Raw genomic sequence first — 17,459 nt, forward strand, 5'->3', positions numbered from 1 at the left:
TGTGCTGTCAGCCCCTCAGTGGTGCTGCTGCGGGTTGTGGGTTGCCGCTTCGACCTGCATGTCGACCTTGACCGTGCCGGTCTTCTCGAAGTGCAGCTCGACGGCGATCCTGTCGCCCTTCTTCGGCTTCTTCTTCACGTCGAGGAACATGAGGTGGCTGCCGCCGCGCTTCAGGTCCAGCGTGCCGTTGGCGGGTACGTCGAAGGACGCGACCTGCTGCATCCTGCCGTCCTTCGTCTCGTGGATCTCCGCCTTGCCGGCGAAGGCGGAGGCGGTGACGGAGGTCAGCTTGTCGGCGACGGAACCGCTGTTCCTGACGGTGAGGAAACCGCCCGCCATGTCGGCCATCGCGGGTTCCGGTATGAAGGCGCCGGTCACTTCCAGCTTCGGCTTGCTGTCCGTCTGCGCGGCGGGCGTCCTGCTCGCCGACGTGTTCGTCTCGCCGCTGCAGCCGGTGAGGGCCAGGGCCCCGGCGACGACCGTGGCGGCGAACGAAAGGGTGCGGGTGGTGCGGCGGTTCACGGGGTTTCTCCCTTGACGATCTTCGGGAGATCGGCGGTGTAGTCGTCCGGGGTGGCTTCGTCGGTCCACAGCACGTAGCCGGCGTCGGTCTTCGGCGAGAACGCGATGACTTGCTTGGTGTGCATGGACGTGACGTTGCCGTTCTTGTCCGTCGTGGACGGCTCGATGCTGACGCCGAGCTGGCGTGCCCCGGCCTGGATGGTCGGGAAGTCGCCGCTCAGTCCGATGAAGTCCGGGCTTCCCGCGCCCTTGAGCCATTTGCCGAGTTGCTGCGGCGTGTCCCGATCGGGGTCGGTGGTGACGAAGACGACCTGGAGCTTCTCCTGGTCGGCCTTGGGCAGCTTCTTGTACGCGACGGCGATGTTGCTCATCGTCATCGGGCACACGTCGGGGCACTGGGTGTAGCCGAAGTAGATGAGCGTCGGCTTGCCCTTGGTGGCTTCGCGCAGGTCGTACTTCTTGCCCTGCGTGTCGGTGAGGACGAGGTCGGGCTTCTTGTAGGGCCGGTCGAGGACGGTCGCGGCCTTCGTCTTGGTCGGGGTGGAGACCTCGGCGGCCGACTGGCTGCTCTCCTTCGAGGAGGAGTCGCCATCGCCGCACGCGGACAGGGTGAGCGCGGCCGCGGCGGCGAGGGCCGCCGCGACCAGCGCGTTCTTCTTACGCATGGAATTCCTGGAGCTTGAGGAGGGGTGGATCAGGCGGCGCGACGGCGGCCGGCGAGAACGCCGAAGGCCACACCCGCGACACCCACGATGATGCCCACGACGCCGAGGACGCGGGCGGTGGTGTCGCTGCTGTCGGCCGCGGCGACGTTCTGCTTCTCGTCCTTGTGGTCGGTCTTGTCGGTGCTCTTGTCGCCGGTCTTCGTCTTGTCGTCGTCCGCGGCGGCCCCGTGGCCGTCGCCCTCGGGCGCGCTCAGCTTGAGGACGGGAGCCGGGGACTGCGGCTCCGGCTGGCCTTCCTTGGGCTCTTCGATCCAGCGGACGACCTCGTCGTTGTCGTACGTCTGAAGGGCCTTCAGTACGAGCTGGTCGGCGCCCTCGGGAAGCTTGCCGAGCGAGAGCGGGAACTGCTGGAACTCGCCGGGGCCGATCTTCCCGCCGGTCCAGGTGATCTTCTCGACGGCTTCCTTGACCTCCTTGCCGTGCACCTTCAGCGGCTTGTCGAGGGTGGTCTTCTCGACCTTGGCGGTCCAGCCGGGCACGGCCTGCGGCATCACGGAGGTGAGCGGGTGGTCCTTGACCGGGAAGGTCACTTCGAGCTTCACCGTGGAGGCGTTGTCGCGCTCATTGGGGACCTTGACGTTGACGGTGGCGTAGCCGCCCTGGGCGGCGGGGCCGACCGGCTGCACGGTGACGTGCGCGAAGGCCGGTCCCGCGACGAGCAGCAGGGAGGCGGCCGAAGCGACACCGACGGCGGAGAGACGGGAGAGACGACGCGAAACGGTCATGACTGTGTACCCCACAGAGGCAGGAGTGGACTGGGTGGCCGGGGCACCTCGTTCGGGCGCACCGGTTCCGCGACCCGACCGCTGCGCAGGTGTGCGTGAGGGGGGTCGCGTCAGGCGACGAGGGAGTACGCCGACGCGGGCGGCCCGCGCCTGATCACCGAGTGCAGCAGGTCCCGCCCGGTGAGCCGGACCGGTGCGCGGAAACCGGCGGGCGCGACTTCCGGCCCGCAGGCGGGCGCCGCCGACAGCCCCGCCAGCAGGGCGCGTACGAACGCGAGCGCGGCGCGCAGGGACCGTACGAGCGTGCCCGCCGCGACCTCCTCCACGCCGTACGCCGAGATCAGTGCCAGCCGACGCAGGGCGAGGTCGCCGTGGCGCAGCAGCCATCCGGTGGCGAGCGCGGCCATCAGGTGACCGAGCAGCATGGGGAGGCTGGGGACCAGCGAGTGCAGACAGTCGGCCACCGCACCGCCGCCCCCCTGTCCACCGCTCGTACCGACGGCGCCGTAGGAGCCGTACGATCCGGAAGCGGTCGACGCGGTGTGCCCGGCGTGTCCGCCGGCCGACGGGTCGATGCCCGCCGTCGCCAGCACGTCGCGGACCTGATCCGCGCTCATCGGCGTGCCGCCTCCGCACACCAGCTGGGCGGCGAGCCCGGACAGCGCACCCTGATCGGCACCGGCGGCACTGCCCGCATGGCTCTGTCCGATGCCGAACAGGGCGTGCAGGCCGAGCTGGCCCGCGGTCAGCGCGAAGGTGAGGGAGGGCAGCGACCGGGTGTGTCCGGCCAGCGGCGCGGCCAGCGTGAACACCGCGGCGAAGGCGACGCCGAGCGTCCACCACGGCACGGTCGCCGTGGAGCCCAGCACGTGCCCGGTCGCGGACAGCACGACGCAGACCGCGGCGAACACCGCGGCCCTCAGCAGTCGCGAGGCGACTGACGTGCGTGCGTCGCACACGGCGACGGGCGGCTCGGGCTGGGACATGGCGGAGCCATCATCGCACTGCGGCCGGGCAGCGGACCCGGCAGGTCCACAAGCTCACGATGGTCCGTTACGTCACCCCGGGCCGCCGGGCGCCGGGTCCCTCCTCCGCCCGCTCGGCCCGCCGCCCGCACCGGCACCCGGGGGAGGCGCATCCGCCGAATGAGCGCTCTCGGCCCGATTCCGGGCTTACGGGCCTCCACTTGCGGCAATACGTAGACGTATGACGAGCCGCAGCCAGGAGGCTGGAGCATGAGCATCTGGTGGTCACTCCACTTGCGGCGGGAAGCCGCGAGCGTTCCGCTCGCCCGTCGTCTCCTGCTCGGGGCCATGGAGACAGCAGGAGTCGACCCGGACGTCTCCTACGACCTGTCGGTCGCGCTCAGCGAGGCCTGCGCGAACGCCGTCGAGCACGGCGGGGACGACACCTCGGGCCCGCACTGCGCGGAGTACCAGGTGACCGCGTACCTGGACGGCGAGAAGTGCCGTATCGAGGTCGCCGACTCGGGGCCCGGTTTTCCCGGGCCGCGCCGTCGCCGCAGCCGGGCCGCGCGCCCCGTGTCGCACACCCGCGAGAACGGCAGGGGGCTGTGCCTGATCGAGCAGCTCGCCGACCACGTCCACTTCCGCAACCGGCCGGGGCGGGGCGCGGTGGTGACCTTCGACAAGATCCTGAAATGGCGCGAGGGCGCGCTGCTCCAGGCGTCCTGACGGAACACCCGGGCAACGCGCCCCGAACGGCCGGCCCCGCCGCCCCGCTCGACGGAGGGACCGGCTCTGCCCGCGTGACTACTGGGCGGCCTTCGTGGCGGCCATCCACGCCTCCACCTCGTCGGAGCGCCGCGGAAGCGCGGCCGACAGGTTCAGGTTGCCGTCCTCGGTGACGAGGATGTCGTCCTCGATGCGGACGCCGATGCCCCGGTACTCCTCGGGCACGGTCAGGTCGTCGGCCTGGAAGTACAGGCCGGGCTCGACGGTGAGGCAGACGCCCGGCTCCAGCGTGCCGTCCGCGTACGCCTCGCGTCGGGCGGCGGCACAGTCGTGCACGTCCATGCCGAGCATGTGGCCGGTGCCGTGCAGGGTCCAGCGACGCTGCAGGCCCAGCTCCAGGACGCGTTCGGCCGGGCCCTCGACGAGGCCCCACTCCACGAGCTTCTCGGCGAGCACGCGCTGCGCGGCCTCGTGGAAGTCGCGGTACGCGGCCCCCGGCTTGACCGCCGCGATACCGGCCTCCTGGGCCTCGTACACCGCGTCGTAGATCTTCTTCTGGAGCGGCGTGAACGTGCCGTTGATCGGCAGCGTGCGCGTGACGTCGGCCGTGTAGAGGGTGTGGGTCTCCACGCCGGCGTCGAGCAGCAGCAGGTCGCCCGAGCGGACGTCGCCGTCGTTGCGGACCCAGTGCAGGGTGGTGGCGTGCGGGCCTGCGGCACAGATCGAGCCGTAGCCGATGTCGTTGCCCTCGACGCGGGCGCGCAGGAAGAACGTGCCCTCGATGTAGCGCTCGGAGGTGGCCTCCGCCTTGTCGAGGACCTTCACGACGTCCTCGAAGCCACGCACCGTCGAGTCGACGGCCTTCTGGAGTTCGCCGATCTCGAACTCGTCCTTCACCAGGCGCGCCTCGGAGAGGTAGACGCGCAGCTCGGCGTCGGTCTCGGCGGTGACCTTGTCGGCCAGGGCGGCCTCGATGCCCGCGTCGTGCCCGCGCACGGCACGCACCCGGCCGGTGGCCTCGCGCAGCGCCTCCGGCAGCTCGCGGACGTCCTTGGCGGGCATGCCCAGAAGCTGCTCGGCCTCGGTGAGCGAGTGCCGGCGGCCGACCCACAGTTCGCCCTGGCCGTCCAGCCAGAACTCGCCGTTCTCCCGGTTGGAACGGGGCAGCAGGTAGAGCGTCGCGTCGTGGCCGGTGTCGGTCGGCTCCATGACGAGGACGCCGTCGTGGGTCTGGTCGCCGGTGAGGTACGCGTACTCGGTGGAGGCGCGGAAGGCGTACTCGGTGTCGTTGGACCGGGTCTTGAGGTTGCCCGCGGGGATCACCAGACGCTCGCCGGGGAAGCGCGCGGAGAGCGCGGCGCGGCGGGCGGCGGTGTGCTTCGCCTGCGGCACCGGCTCCAGGCCGTGCAGCTCGGTGTCGGCCCAGCCGGACTTCATGTTCTCGGCGAGCTCGTCGGACACACCCGGGTACAGCCCGTTCTTGCGCTGCTTGATGGGCTCTTCCTCAGTGGCCTCGGCGGCCTCGCCGTCAACGGTCTCCGGGGTCTCCGGCTTGGTCTCCTCAGACACGAAACGTCTCCTCATACGACACAGGGCCAGGGGTTTCCCGCCTCCTGGCCCTCCATCGTATGTCCGTGCGGTCGAAGGCTCCCCAGCCTGTGGACAACTGTGAGAAATCAGTCCCGTGCCGACGCGGACTCAGTCGAAACGTGCCGCCAGCAGCACGACGTCCTCCGTCGCCTCCGCCTCGTCGAGCCCGCCGGGCAGCACCGTCCGCAGGACGTGGTCGACGAGCGCCTCCGGGTCCTCGCGGACCGTCCTCGACGCGCTCGCCGCCGCCGCGTGCAGTCGCGCGAAGGCCCGGTCCATGGGGTCGCCGGTGCGTTGCAGCAGCCCGTCGGTGTACAGCAGCACGGTCTCGCCGGGCTCCGGACGGATCTCGACGCTGGGCGCTTCCCAGCACGACAGCATTCCCAGCGGAGCGGACAGCGACGTCTCCACGAACTCGGTGCGCCGTTCGCCGACGATCAGCGGCGGGCTGTGCCCCGCCCCGGCGAGGACGACCGTCCGCTTGGCCGGTTCGCAGTACGCCAGCAGCGCGGTCGCCGACCGGGCGGGCTCGGTCAGGCGCATCAGGAGTTCCAGGTCGGACAGGACGGCGACCGGGTCCTCGCCCTCCATGACGGCGTACGCCCGCAGACTCGCCCGCATCCGCACCATGGCGGCGGTGGCGCCGGGGCCGGACCCGGAGACGGATCCGACGGTGAGGCCGAGTGCCCCTTCGGGCAGCGCCAGCGCGTCGTACCAGTCGCCGCCGCCGTGCCGGCCGGCGTGGTGCCGTACGGCCATCTGCACCCCGGGGACGCGGGGCAGTCTGCCGGGCCGCAGTTCCCGGGTGAGTGCCGCCACGCGCGCGCGTGCCCGTTCCAGCTCCAGCAGACGGGCCAGGTGTTCGGCGGCGTACTGGACGTAGAGGCCCACCAGACGGCGCTCTCGTTCGGCCGGTTCCGCCGGTTCGTCGTACAGCCAGACGAGCGTGCCCAGCCGGCCCGAGGGTCCGGCCAGCGGAAGCGCGTAGCTGGCGGCGTAACCGAGGCGGACGGCGACCTCCCGGTGCAGCGGGTCGAGGTCCTCCTCGTGGAACAGGTCCGGACTGGAACCGAAGAGGCCCGGTCCCGGGTCGTCCGCCGAAGGGCTCGGCACCGTCTCGATGTGGCCGAGATCGGCGTGTGTCAGGCCGAACCCGACGGTCGTGTCGGGCCCGAGTCCGTCGGCCGGTTCGAGTGCGACGAGACCTCGGCGGGCTCCGACGAGGGCGGCTCCGGCGCGTACCGCTTCGTGCAGTGCTTCGTCGAGCGCGCTGGTGGCCACCAGGCGGCCGGTGCTCTCGTGGAGGGTCGTGAGGTCGAAGACCCAGCCGGCCAACCGGTCCTGGATCACCGCTCCGGTCCGGGCTGGGATCTTTCCCGCAGGCGCGGAAGTTTGCGTGGGGGGCGGAAGCAGGGGATTGATTCCGGCCACTTTCGGCACGTTCGGGGCGCTCATGTCAGCCGGCTTTCCACCTGGTGCTTTTCGCGCAATAGCATCGCAAACCCCCAGTCGTTCTGCGCCGCTATCAACGGATCCACATCTACACGCAGATGTAAGGCGATGTCCAGCATTGTCCTGGAGGGATTCATGGTGTCCCCGGGGAAACTGGTGATCGCGAACTTGGCGTGAAAGTGCAGTCCCCGGCGGAGATTTGCGATCGACTGAGGGGGATCGACAGCGCGTCATATCAGCCGTGCTGGGTATCTGACTCGTGGATGTCCGGGCGAGTGCGGCCACGCAGCCGTCGTCCCGGAACCCGGCGGCGGGCGCATGCGTCCTCTTCGCTGTGGGCCCGGCACGGTCCCCGAGTCGCGGGGAAGCACCAGGGAAAGTGCCACCGGAAGTCGCACGGCAGAGCCGCACGCAAGTCGCACCGCACGAACAAGCGGAATCCAAGCACCATCAGAAGCTCCGGCGACGTCCTGCGGGACGGGCAAGCGCCTCGTGCGCGCCACCCCCCGCCACGTTCCACGCCCCGCTCTCAAGAGGCTGTGACAGCGCAGTCTTGTCAGTGCCCCGGCAGTGTCCTGCCCGGCAACGGTTCGGTACGTCATCTGGACCTCGGCGTTCAACGGAAAGGAACGAGCGCTCATGCGCGAGATCCTCGGAAGGCGACGCAGGCGCAAGCTCCGGCGGAGCGAGCGGCCCGCCCCACCCGGTACGGCGCTGACCTGCGCCACCGCATGGCAGTGGCCGGTGCTCCCGGGCGTGGGCCTGACGACGGTCGGCGACGATCCGGCCCCCGGCCCCGGCAGGATCTGTGCCTGCCCCGACCCCGAGTGCGTGGTTCCCGGCGCGCACCCCTTCGACCCCGGGCTGCTGGCCGCCACCACCGACGCGCGCATGGTGCGCTGGTGGTGGCGGATCCGCCCGACCGCGCCGGTGCTGCTGGCCACCGGAGGCGGCGCGCCCTGCGCGCTCAGCCTCCCGGCGCTGGCCGGGGCGCGTGCGCTGGTGGCCCTTGACCGGATGGAGGTGCGGCTCGGCCCGGTCGTGGCGACGCCCACCCGGTGGTCGCTGCTGGTGACCCCGTACTCCCTGGAGCGACTGGGCGAACTGCTCTACGCCCAGGACCGGGTGCCCGCTTCCCTGCGGTTCCACGGGGAGGGCGGCTACCTGGTGCTGCCGACCTCGCAGACCGGCGCGGGCGAGGTGCGCTGGGAGCGCGAGCCGGTGACCGGACGGGACGGGCGGCCGTGGCTGCCGGACGTCGAGACGGTGCTGGACGCCCTGGTCGTGGCGAGCAGCGGTGCGCCGGGCGGCGGGAGCAGGCTCGCGTACTGAGGACGGCCGGGCCGAGGGAGCGGAGGCCGTGCATCCGGAGACGACCGTGCATTCGGAGGCCGTGCATCCGGAGGCCGTGCATCCGGGGACCGGGACGGTCCCCGGGTCCGTGCCCGGGTGCGCGGTCGCCGTCGAGGGAGAGGTGCGGCTCTCACTGCGGCTCCCCGGCGCGGCGCGCTCCCGCTGTTCGGCTCCCGCTGTACAGCTCCCGAGGTTCGGCTCCCACTGTGCGGCTCTCGCGGTGTGACGCTCACTCGTAAGGGTGTGAGCGGGCCCCGGTTCAGCGGAATCGGGCGCGCGGCCGTCGGGACGCGCCCCGTCCGCCGATATGTTCGGCCCACCGTCACGATTACCCCGGCAGCCGACAGGTGGGACTCCCCTTGAATATCCGCATGCTCGGACTCTCGTCCGTCGTGGTGTTCACCGTTCTGCTGCCGTTCGCGGGAGCGTCGGCAGGACCTGCCGAACCGGCGGGTGCGCCCGCGGACCCGGTGCAGGCGGCGCCCGCCTCCGTGCAGGAGGGGACGACGGGACCCGCGGCCGGCGTGGCGGCGGACGATCCGAAGGCGGGCCGGCCGGAGCGCGCGCACGCGCAGTGCGGTCCCGAAGTGGCTTCCCCCGAGGGGGTGGAGGCGCAGACCTGCGTGCTCACGGAGGGTCGGGGCTCGTGGGCGCGTACGTACTACCGCAACGCGACCGGGACGGAGCTGGACGCGGTGCTGACCCTCATGGGCCCCGCCGGGCGCTCGGTGCGCGTGCGCTGCCCGGTGGGCGCGGAGGACGAGCCGGGGGCCTGCGAGACGCCGCACGGTCCGGCCGGTCGGACGACGGTGGGCCGGGGGAGTGCGCAGGAGCCCTGGACGGCGGTTGCGGAATTCGCGGGTCCGGAGGCAGACGGTCCGTTGCTGCTGCGATCCGGTAGCAACTCGGCTGTTCCTGACGCCGGATGACCGATCTTTGACCAGTCCATGATCGATACGTGACCGATTCTGCTGAGACTTGATCAGATGCCCGAGCGGGCGGAGATAGTGAAAGGCCCGATCGCTGGCGACGGGGGATGCACCAGCGACCGGGCTCCTAGAACGGTAACAAGAGATCTGCTGTTCGCAAATTCGATCTCGTGTATTCAGACAGGGATTTACCCACCAGTACGGGGAGTTGTGACCGGAGTCACCGCGTCCCCTCCGTCCCGTTGTGCGACATGCAACGGATGCCTCAGCTGAGGGTGACCTGCCGGTTGGTGAGGCCGCCGCGGGAGCGGCGCTCCTCGGCGTTCAGCGGGGTGTCCGAGGCGAGTGCGTCGGCCAGCCGCCCGGCGAACTCGGCGGCTGGCTTCTCGCACTCCTCCGCCGTCATCGCGCTCGGCAGGTCCCAGACCGGGACGGTGATCCCGTGCGCGCGGAACGAGCCGACGAGGCGGGTGCCCTCGCCCAGCGAGGAGGTGCCGGCCGCGTGCAGCCGGGCCAGCGCGTCGAGGAGCTTCTCCTCCGGGTGCGGCATGGCCCAGCGCAGATGGTTCTTCTCGGGCGTCTCGCACCAGTAGGCCGAGTCCACGCCGCTCAGCCGTACGGTCGGGATGGCGGCGGCGTTGGCCCGCTCCAGCGAGGCGGTGACCTCGGCGTTGGCGTTGTCGCTGTCCGGCACCCAGAACTCGAAGCCGGTGTGCACGGTCGGGGCGAAGGGGGCGTCCGGGTCCAGCAGGTCCTGGAGGCGCGGGCCGTCGGCGGGCGCCTTGTCGGCCGCGACCGGGTTGCCCGGCTCGGCGGACAGTGCCCTGGTGAGGGTGTCGGCGAGGTCGCGGCTCAGGTCGCCGGACGGGGTGTCGTTCTGCAGCCCGAGGAGTACGGATCCGTCCTCGCGGCGCAGTGCCGGCCAGGCCATCGGCAGGACCGTGGCGAGCGTGACGGAGGGAACGCCTTCCGGCAGCCCGCCCTTGAGGGTGAGGGCGACGGTCGCGGCCGGGACCAGCTCGCGCAGGGCGACCCAGTCGCACTCGCCGGGCAGGCCCTCGAAGGGGCGCTGGACCAGCTCGGTCACCGCGTGCGAGGCGGCACGGCCGTGACAGGCCTTGTAGCGGCGGCCGGAATCGCACGGGCAGGGCTCGCGCGCCCCGACCACCGGCACCGGCTCGTTGCTGGCGGCCTGCGGCTTGGCTGCCTTGGTCTGCGGGCGCTTCTTGGCCATGCGTGCTTCTCCCCTTGCGGCTGTGCGGTGTCGGCGCGAGCCTAGCCGCAATGGGGGAGCGGGGGTTTGCGGTGCGTACGCGGCTTCGGCCCCAACCGGCGGTCGGCGGGCGCGTGGCCCGCGTACGGCGGTCGCTCGCGTCGGGGCGAGCCGGGCCCCTCCCCGGCAGTGCGCCGGTCGCTTGCCTTCGGGGTCGGCCGTACTCCCCGGCGAGTCGTCCCCGGAGGAGGTCGGCACGTCTCCGCGAGTCGTCGGCGGAGGAGGCCCGTGCGGGGGCGTGCACGCCCCCGCGAACCGTCCCGGAGGAAAGCCCGTACGTCCCTGACGTGGCGTGCGTCTACAAATCGTCCAAGGGGATGGCGAAGTCGAGGGAGGGCGGCGCGACCCGGGTGGCGAAGTCGTGGTGCCGGTGACCGTCGTCGAGCTCCACCCACACCGTCACCTCGCCGGACGCCCTGTCGTCCCGTACGCCCCATGCCTGGGCGAGTGCGCTGATGATGTTCAGCCCGCGACCGCCCCTGGCGGTGACCGACGGAGTGGCCGGAACAGGTCGGGTCGGACCGCCACCGTCCGTCACTTCCACGGTCAGCCGTCCCGTCGGTCCGACCCCCCATGCGGCCCGGACGTCGCCCTCGCCGACCTCCGCCGCGTTCCCCAATGGCCTGCCGTGGCGGCAGGCGTTGCTGAGAAGTTCGGAAAGGATCAGTACCGCATCATCAATGATCGATTCGGACACGCCTTTTGCGTACAACTCCGCACGCATCTGACGTCTTGCCGCTCCCACACCGGCAGGACCATGTGCAATGGCCATGCACGACGACGTGGGCACCTCCTGTGCCTCCACCAACGCCACCCCCGAGACCTCCTTCGCCCCCACGCCACCGTTGAATTCCCCAATGGCCTGGACCGGAAACCGGCCAAGCCCTGGCCAGTGAGGCACTGGCATCGATCGAATACGGTACGGATGCGCCAGCGCACTCCCCGTAGTCACCGCCGGACGGTTCGGGCGTGGGCGACGCCGTGAACCGGGTCAGCCGCGGCCGAGCTGGGCGAGGACCTGCTTGGGGCGGTTGGTGATGATCGCTTCCACGCCGAGGCGCACGCACATCTCGACGTCCTCCGGTTCGTTCACCGTCCAGACGTGGACCCGGTGGCCGGCGCGGTGCAGCCGGGCGATGTACCCGGGGTGGTTGCGCACGATCCGCATGCCGGGACCCGCGATCCCGGCGCCCGCCGGGAGCCGCCCGTCACGCAGCCGGGGCGTCACGAACTGCATCAGGTACACCGTCGGGATCGCGGGTGCGGCGAGGCTGACACGGTGCAGGGAACGCGCCGAGAAGCTCATGATCCGTACCGGCGGCGGCACGTCCGGCTCCCCCGGCGGCTTGTCCAGGCCGAACCGCTTCAACATCTCCAGCAGCCTCCCCTCGACCCGGCCGGCCCACCGGGTGGGGTGCTTGGTCTCGATGGCCAGTTGCAGCGGACGACCCGCGTCCGCGACCAGTCCGAGGAGTCGCTCCAGGGTCAGTACGGAGGTGAAGTCGCCGGGCTCGCTGCTGCGCTCCGGCTCCCGGCCCGGGTCCCAGTCCGGGCTTTCGGCGCTCTCCTCGCGGCCCTTCCAGGAGCCGAAGTCGAGGGCGGCGAGATCGGCCAGTTCGAGGGTGGAGACCGCGCCGCGGCCGTTCGACGTACGGTTCACCCGGCGGTCGTGCACACAGACGAGGTGGCCGTCGGCGGTCAGGCGCACATCGCACTCCAGGGCGTCCGCCCCGTCCTCGATCGCCTTCCGGTACGCGGCCAGGGTGTGCTCGGGGGCCTCCTCGGAGGCTCCGCGGTGGGCGACTACCTGAATGGTCTGCTGTCGTGCGTGGGTCACCGCGACATGGTGTCACCGACGCGGGGCAGGTGTACGCGAAGTGCGGACGCGGCGGCCGGCGCAAGGGGCTCGGCGGCCGGACGGGCTCCCTCGTGGGAGTGCACGGACGCGTCCGTTTGGTCCGTAATAAAGGATGCCCGGCCGACACACAGGTCCCGCTTACAGTGCTCTGACGTGCTGTGGGAAAAGCTGACGCCACACACTTGAACGACGTGCGCGAAAAGTGCGACGAACCGACCCAGGACGACGTGGAACCGAGGAGAGAGCTGTGAGCACCGAGAACGAGGGCACTGCGGTACCGGCCGCCCCGTCGGCACCGCCACCGCCTCCTGCTCCGGTCGAGGACACCCCTCCTGCTCCGGCCGGGGGGCCGGGGACCGCGCCGGACGGCCGGGTCCGGGACGAGGGCGTTCGGGCTGCTCCGGCCGGGGGCGCGCAGGCCGGACCTGCTGAGACTGCTGGACCTGCTGCCGCTTCTGGATCCGCCGGACCTGCCGGGCCTCCGGACGCTCGGACTCCGGATGCTCCGGTTCAGGGGGATCCGCCATCGGTCGCTCCGACGGCTCCGGCCTCGGGAAGCGGAAGCCCGGCGGCTCCCGCGTACCCGCCTGCCTCCGGACCGCTGCCGCCTGCCACGGGAGCCGCTCCCGCTCACGGGGGAGCGCCTACGCCCGGGAATCCTCCCGCTCACGGGGCTGCTCCTGCCCACGGTGCTGCTCCCGCTCACGGGGGTGCCTGGCCGCCCCCGCCGCCCGCCTACCCCTCCTCGTACGGCACCAGCGGCGGTCACGGCTCCGGACAGGGTCACTCCGGCACCTTCGGCCACCCTGGCGACGGCGGGAGCGGTGGCAGCGACCCCTGGGCCGCCCCGCTGATGGCCGACGCTCCGCCGCCCAAGAACAAGGGCCGCGGTGGACTGCTCGCGGCCGTTCTGGTCGCCGCTCTGGTCGCCGGCGGCCTGGGCAGCGGGATCGGCTTCTGGTTGGCGAACCGCCAGGCCGACTCCCCCGGCGGATCCACCACCATCTCCGCGGCGGGGAACCCGCAGGACTTCAAGCGCGAACCGGGCAGCGTCGCGGGGGTTGCGGGCAAGGCGCTCCCCTCGGTCGTCACGATCGACGCGCAGGGCGGCAACGGCGAGGGCGGCACGGGCACCGGGTTCGTCTACGACAAGCAGGGCCACATCCTCACCAACAACCACGTGGTGGCCTCGGCGGCCGACGGCGGCGACCTCTCCGTCACGTTCTCCAACGGCAAGAAGTACGCCGCGGAGGTCGTCGGCCGGGCCCAGGGGTACGACGTCGCGGTCATCAAGCTGAAGAACCCGGAGAACCTGGCCCCGCTGCCGCTGGGCGACTCGGACAAGGTCGTCGTCGGCGACGCGACGATCGCCATCGGCGCCCCCTTCGGCCTCTCCAACACGGTCACCACCGGCATCATCAGCGCCAAGGACCGCCCGGTGGCCTCGGGCGACGGCCAGGGCAGCAAGTCCTCGTACATGAGCGCCCTCCAGACGGACGCCTCCATCAACCCCGGCAACTCCGGCGGCCCCCTGCTCGACTCGCGCGGCGCGGTGATCGGCATCAACTCCGCGATCCAGTCCGTACCCAGCGGCGGCTTCGGTTCCGGAGGCGGTCAGTCCGGTTCCATCGGTCTCGGTTTCGCGATCCCGATCAACCAGGCCAAGTCCGTCGCCCAGCAGCTCATCAGGACGGGCAAGCCGGTCTACCCGATGATCGGCGCGACGGTCGGCATGGAACAGAGGGGCAACGGCGCCAGGATCGCCGACCAGGGCACCGGCAACACCCCCGCGATCTCCCCCAACGGCCCCGCCGCGGCCGCCGGTCTCAAGCCCGGCGACGTCATCACGAAGTTCGACGACCGGGTCATCGACAGCGGCCCGACGCTGATCAGCGAGATCTGGACCCACAAGCCCGGCGACAAGGTCACCCTGACCTACACCCGCGGCGGCAAGGAGGCCACGGCGGAAGTCACCCTCCAGGCACGCGAGGGCGACGGCTGACCGGATAGGCTGTCCTCGCGTCACCGCAGGCGGGTGGCGCGAGGGTGGGTTGCCCGAGCGGCCTAAGGGAACGGTCTTGAAAACCGTCGTGGCAGCGATGTCACCGTGGGTTCAAATCCCACACCCACCGCAGTTGTTGAAGGCCCCTGACCAGGACGTCACGGTCGGGGGCCTTCGTGCTGGGCGGGGAGCGGTGCCCTCCCCGGTCGTACGGGAGCCGGCGCGGGTCGCTGGGGGCCGCTGTGATCCGTGGGGCTCTTGCCGCCTTCACGCGCGCGTGCCTGTAGTTCTCGTCCCCGTGTGGCCGTCCGCTCCCGTCACGCCCGTGTGCCCGTCCGCTCCTGTCACGCGCGTGTGCCCGGGTGCCCGTCCACTCCTGTCACGCGTGCGTGCCCGTCGTCAGGCGGGCTGCCGAGGCGATGGTGGAGCGGGCTTCGTGGAGGCTGAGGCCGGTGTGCAGGGCGGCTTCGGTGAGGGCCGGGGCCAGGGCGGGGCCGAGGCCGTTCTCGTACGCGCGGCATGCGGCCCAGAAGAGGCGGGTGTTGCGTTGGCCTTCGTGGGCGGCGCGGACGAACTCGACGAGACCGTGGCCGCTCGTGCGGCCGGGGCGCCGGTCCTGGCCCGGCGGCGGTAACCGGGGCGGGTTGCGCGGGCCGCGCGGGCGCGGGGACAGGAGGGCGAGGAGGGCCGGCGGACAGGGGGCGACCGGGAGGGCGGCGGTGCCGGGGGCCAGGTGGTAGACGCCTTGACCGGTGAGGGAGCCGGGGCCGACCAGGTAGCCGCCGGTGCCACGGACATCGATGCCGGGGGCGAGACGGCTCGCGGAGTTCGGGACCGCGAGGTCGGGAGGGCCGGCCAGCCAGAGGTGGCGGCCACCGGACGGAGTGAGGACGGTGACCGTGTCCGGAATCGTGAAGCGGTGGTCCCGGGCCAGTCGTTCGAGAGCCGCGGCCGGGTCGGCGCCGTGCTTGGTGTCGAGGTCGATGCCGATGAGGTGGTGCGGCGGGCGGCCGCAGGCGATGCCGTAGCCGGTGGCCCGGGGCGCGGCGGCGAACAGCGCCCGGACGGTGGCCGGGTCGGCGGAGGCGTCGTGCACGCCGTGGCCCGGGAGCCCGCACTCGCCGCGGCAGGGCGGGCTGGGCGGAATGTCGGCGCAGCTGTCGCGCTCCTCGTGGTGCGGTGAGCGCAGGGCCGGAAGCTTGCTGCGGGACAGGGGGATGACGGGTAGACCGCGCTCCGCCGCGGAGAGGGCGTGGGCGAGGGCCAGGGTGGCGGTGAGCCGGTCCGGAGTGGCCATGCCTCCATAGTCGTATGAATGTTCGATTAAGGGAAGTGGGAAAAAGTTGGCCGAAAATCTGCCGGAACGCTTCGCCTTGTGGGGTTATTGGATTGTGTGGGCCCTTTGGGTACAGCCGGAGTGTTTTGGCGCCTGCTTGGGGGTTTATCGACAAATCATCACGCTTGAGCGTGAATAAAGGCGCGATGGGTGGTTCGCCGGGGATTCGGTGGGCGAGTCTGATGGGGCGACGTCGTCACCAACTCCGAGGCGGTCGGCCAACTTCCTCGGAACCAGCCGTACTTACCAGTTCCTGGAGGAATTGACATGGCAAGCATCCGTAACGCCCGCGTTGTCGCCGCTGTTGCCGCTCTCCCGCTGGCCGCCGCCCTCTTCACCGGTGTGGCAGTCGCCGACAACGGTTCCTTCGCGGACGACGGATCGAACGCGGCTGTCGCCACCATTGCCGGCAGCGGCGTGGGCGGCACGAACAACGGCAACTCCACGACCACCCAGCAGGTGGCGAACGGTGCCGGCGCCTCGAACCAGAGCAACAACGCCAGCGTGAACGGCTCCGGCTTCACGGCCATCAACCAGGGCAACTCCAACGTCGCGGTGAACTTCTTCCCCCTCTGGTAGACGGCGCGCCCGATGGGGGCTGTGCTGCGGGGTGAACGACTGCCTGTACGGCGGTGCTTCGGCACCGCCGTACAGGCAGTTCTCGTGTCGGGGCGAGTCTTCTCCCGCGGAACCGGCTGTGCGGGGGCGGGGTGCCGACAGCCTTGACAGGATCCTCGGAACTGACGGACAGTCAGAAAGGTTGCGGCGCGAGTCCGGACGACACGCCGCGCACCGGGTGCGCGGGACCGAGGGCCGGATGCGGAGGGAGCCCGTGAGGGCGGAATCGAGCGCGGGACGCGCCGACGAGTGGGAACGCAGCGGGTTCCCCGCGCGTTTGAAGGAGTACGAGGGGCGGGCGGCGGCCACCTCGGGAGTGGGCAAGGACCTGGTCAACGAACCGATGATCAGGCACTGGTGCGAAGCGATGGGAGACACCAGCCCGGCATACGAAGGGCCGGGGGCGACAGCTCCGCCGACCATGCTCCAGGCATGGACGATGGGAGGACTGTCCGGGCATACGGGCCGGACGTCGGCGTACGAGGAACTGCTCGCGCTGCTCGACGGCGTGGGGTGCACGTCGGTGGTGGCGACCGACTGCGAGCAGGAGTACGTACGGGACCTGCGGCCGGGCGACCGGGTCACCTTCCGTGCGGTCATCGAGTCGGTCTCGGACCGCAAGGCGACCAGGCTGGGCGCCGGGCACTTCATCACGACACGGATGGATGTCTACGGGAACGGGGCGCTGGCAGGGACGCACCGCTTCCGGATCCTCAAGTACGCCCCGGAGACGGGGACGACACGGTCCATAAGACCTCAACAGGAGTCCAAGCAATCCGCGTTCGGGGGCGCGGAGCCAGAAGTGCGGCGGCCCCGCCCGGTGATCAACCGTGACAACGCCGGCTTCTGGGAAGGCGTCGCGGCGCACCGACTGTTGCTCCAGCGATGCGCCGGGCCCGGGTGCGGGACGCTGCGCTTCCCGTGGCTGCCCGGGTGCAATGCCTGCGGGTCCGCCCACTGGGACACGGTCGAGGCGAGTGGCGAGGGACAGGTCTTCTCGTACGTGGTGATGCACCGCCCGGAGTTCCCGGCCTTTGACCCGCCGTTTGCCGTCGTACTGGTCGAACTCGCGGAGGAGGTGCGGATGATCAGCAACGTGGTCGGGGTGCCGTACGACGAGGTGCGGATCGGGATGCCCGTGCGGTTGGAGTTCCGGCAGTACGACGCGGAGCTGGAACTGCCGGTGTTCCGCGCGGTTCCACGCGGTACGGGAGGCACGAACGCGATGGACGGAACGGGCGTTCGGGGTGCGTCGAGCGTCGTCGGGGACTCGGGTGGCCGGGCCGCGGGAGGTCGGAGCGCGGAAGGCGGTCGGGGGTAATGCGGGGGGAGTTTTCGGCCACCGGCGTCGGGTCGGGCCTGACCGCTCCGGGAGAGAACTC

Annotated in this window: 16 protein-coding genes and 1 tRNA gene; 7 read left to right on the plus strand and 10 right to left on the minus strand. The window is 71.3% G+C overall.

The window, feature by feature from the left end; genetic code table 11:
* Window positions 1–15 precede the first annotated feature (15 nt).
* The 4 genes from ACQPZG_RS17810 to ACQPZG_RS17825 form a co-directional block, all read right to left on the minus strand.
* Window positions 16–522 carry a copper chaperone PCu(A)C gene (locus tag ACQPZG_RS17810; RefSeq protein WP_433546738.1) on the minus strand — a complete coding sequence of 169 codons (507 nt, stop codon included), beginning with the start codon at window positions 520–522 and terminating at the stop codon, window positions 16–18.
* Window positions 519–1,187, minus strand: a complete 669-nt coding sequence (locus ACQPZG_RS17815; RefSeq protein WP_433546739.1) for an SCO family protein — start codon at window positions 1,185–1,187, stop codon at window positions 519–521. The genes ACQPZG_RS17810 and ACQPZG_RS17815 overlap by 4 nt, the downstream gene beginning before the upstream one ends.
* Before the next feature lie 29 nt (window positions 1,188–1,216).
* Window positions 1,217–1,972, minus strand: coding sequence for a YcnI family copper-binding membrane protein (locus tag ACQPZG_RS17820; protein ID WP_433546740.1), 756 nt, complete (start codon window positions 1,970–1,972; stop codon window positions 1,217–1,219).
* A 110-nt stretch (window positions 1,973–2,082) separates the two neighbouring features.
* On the minus strand, window positions 2,083–2,958 hold the full coding sequence (locus ACQPZG_RS17825) for a hypothetical protein (protein WP_433546741.1): 876 nt from the start codon (window positions 2,956–2,958) through the stop codon (window positions 2,083–2,085).
* Between the two features lie 249 nt (window positions 2,959–3,207).
* On the opposite strand from ACQPZG_RS17825, the gene ACQPZG_RS17830 reads away from it, so the two are divergent.
* Window positions 3,208–3,666, plus strand: coding sequence for an ATP-binding protein (locus tag ACQPZG_RS17830; RefSeq protein ID WP_433546742.1), 459 nt, complete (start codon window positions 3,208–3,210; stop codon window positions 3,664–3,666).
* A 78-nt stretch (window positions 3,667–3,744) separates the two neighbouring features.
* On the opposite strand, the gene ACQPZG_RS17835 is transcribed toward ACQPZG_RS17830, so the two are convergent.
* Both ACQPZG_RS17835 and ACQPZG_RS17840 read right to left on the minus strand, forming a co-directional pair.
* The gene (locus tag ACQPZG_RS17835; protein ID WP_433546743.1) at window positions 3,745–5,235 is read right to left on the minus strand and encodes an aminopeptidase P family protein; all 1,491 of its coding nucleotides are present in this window, start codon (window positions 5,233–5,235) and stop codon (window positions 3,745–3,747) included.
* 129 nt (window positions 5,236–5,364) lie between these two features.
* Complete coding sequence (locus ACQPZG_RS17840; protein WP_433546744.1) at window positions 5,365–6,606, minus strand: PP2C family protein-serine/threonine phosphatase; 1,242 nt, start codon at window positions 6,604–6,606, stop codon at window positions 5,365–5,367.
* A gap of 741 nt (window positions 6,607–7,347) precedes the next feature.
* On the opposite strand from ACQPZG_RS17840, the gene ACQPZG_RS17845 reads away from it, so the two are divergent.
* Window positions 7,348–8,040, plus strand: a complete 693-nt coding sequence (locus ACQPZG_RS17845; protein WP_433546745.1) for a bifunctional DNA primase/polymerase — start codon at window positions 7,348–7,350, stop codon at window positions 8,038–8,040.
* A gap of 392 nt (window positions 8,041–8,432) precedes the next feature.
* Window positions 8,433–8,990 (plus strand): hypothetical protein, encoded by a 558-nt coding sequence (locus ACQPZG_RS17850; RefSeq protein WP_433546746.1) that lies wholly within the window; start codon window positions 8,433–8,435, stop codon window positions 8,988–8,990.
* A 265-nt stretch (window positions 8,991–9,255) separates the two neighbouring features.
* Here the strand turns inward: ACQPZG_RS17850 and ACQPZG_RS17855 are convergent, their stop codons facing one another.
* The 3 genes from ACQPZG_RS17855 to ACQPZG_RS17865 all read right to left on the minus strand — a co-directional run bounded on the left by ACQPZG_RS17855 (window position 9,256) and on the right by ACQPZG_RS17865 (window position 12,100).
* Window positions 9,256–10,224, minus strand: coding sequence for a DUF5926 family protein (locus tag ACQPZG_RS17855; RefSeq protein WP_433546747.1), 969 nt, complete (start codon window positions 10,222–10,224; stop codon window positions 9,256–9,258).
* 337 nt (window positions 10,225–10,561) lie between these two features.
* Entirely contained in the window at window positions 10,562–11,170 is a 609-nt protein-coding gene (locus ACQPZG_RS17860; RefSeq protein WP_433549450.1) for an ATP-binding protein, read from the minus strand.
* A gap of 84 nt (window positions 11,171–11,254) precedes the next feature.
* Entirely contained in the window at window positions 11,255–12,100 is an 846-nt protein-coding gene (locus ACQPZG_RS17865) for a glycerophosphodiester phosphodiesterase (protein ID WP_433546748.1), read from the minus strand.
* Between the two features lie 268 nt (window positions 12,101–12,368).
* Here ACQPZG_RS17865 and ACQPZG_RS17870 point away from each other — a divergent pair, with 268 nt between their 5' ends.
* Window positions 12,369–14,123, plus strand: a complete 1,755-nt coding sequence (locus ACQPZG_RS17870; RefSeq protein WP_433546749.1) for a S1C family serine protease — start codon at window positions 12,369–12,371, stop codon at window positions 14,121–14,123.
* A 43-nt stretch (window positions 14,124–14,166) separates the two neighbouring features.
* Window positions 14,167–14,253, plus strand: a tRNA-Ser gene (locus tag ACQPZG_RS17875).
* 249 nt (window positions 14,254–14,502) lie between these two features.
* Here the strand turns inward: ACQPZG_RS17875 and ACQPZG_RS17880 are convergent.
* Window positions 14,503–15,420 (minus strand): bifunctional DNA primase/polymerase, encoded by a 918-nt coding sequence (locus ACQPZG_RS17880; protein WP_433546750.1) that lies wholly within the window; start codon window positions 15,418–15,420, stop codon window positions 14,503–14,505.
* Between the two features lie 306 nt (window positions 15,421–15,726).
* On the opposite strand from ACQPZG_RS17880, the gene ACQPZG_RS17885 reads away from it, so the two are divergent.
* Together ACQPZG_RS17885 and ACQPZG_RS17890 are read left to right on the plus strand one after the other, a co-directional pair.
* The gene (locus ACQPZG_RS17885; RefSeq protein ID WP_185032354.1) at window positions 15,727–16,038 is read left to right on the plus strand and encodes a hypothetical protein; all 312 of its coding nucleotides are present in this window, start codon (window positions 15,727–15,729) and stop codon (window positions 16,036–16,038) included.
* A 238-nt stretch (window positions 16,039–16,276) separates the two neighbouring features.
* On the plus strand, window positions 16,277–17,398 hold the full coding sequence (locus tag ACQPZG_RS17890) for a bifunctional MaoC family dehydratase N-terminal/OB-fold nucleic acid binding domain-containing protein (protein WP_433546751.1): 1,122 nt from the start codon (window positions 16,277–16,279) through the stop codon (window positions 17,396–17,398).
* Window positions 17,399–17,459: the final 61 nt, after the last annotated feature.

The sequence above is a fragment of the Streptomyces sp. CA-294286 genome, from assembly GCF_050947155.1.
Taxonomy (GTDB): domain Bacteria; phylum Actinomycetota; class Actinomycetes; order Streptomycetales; family Streptomycetaceae; genus Streptomyces.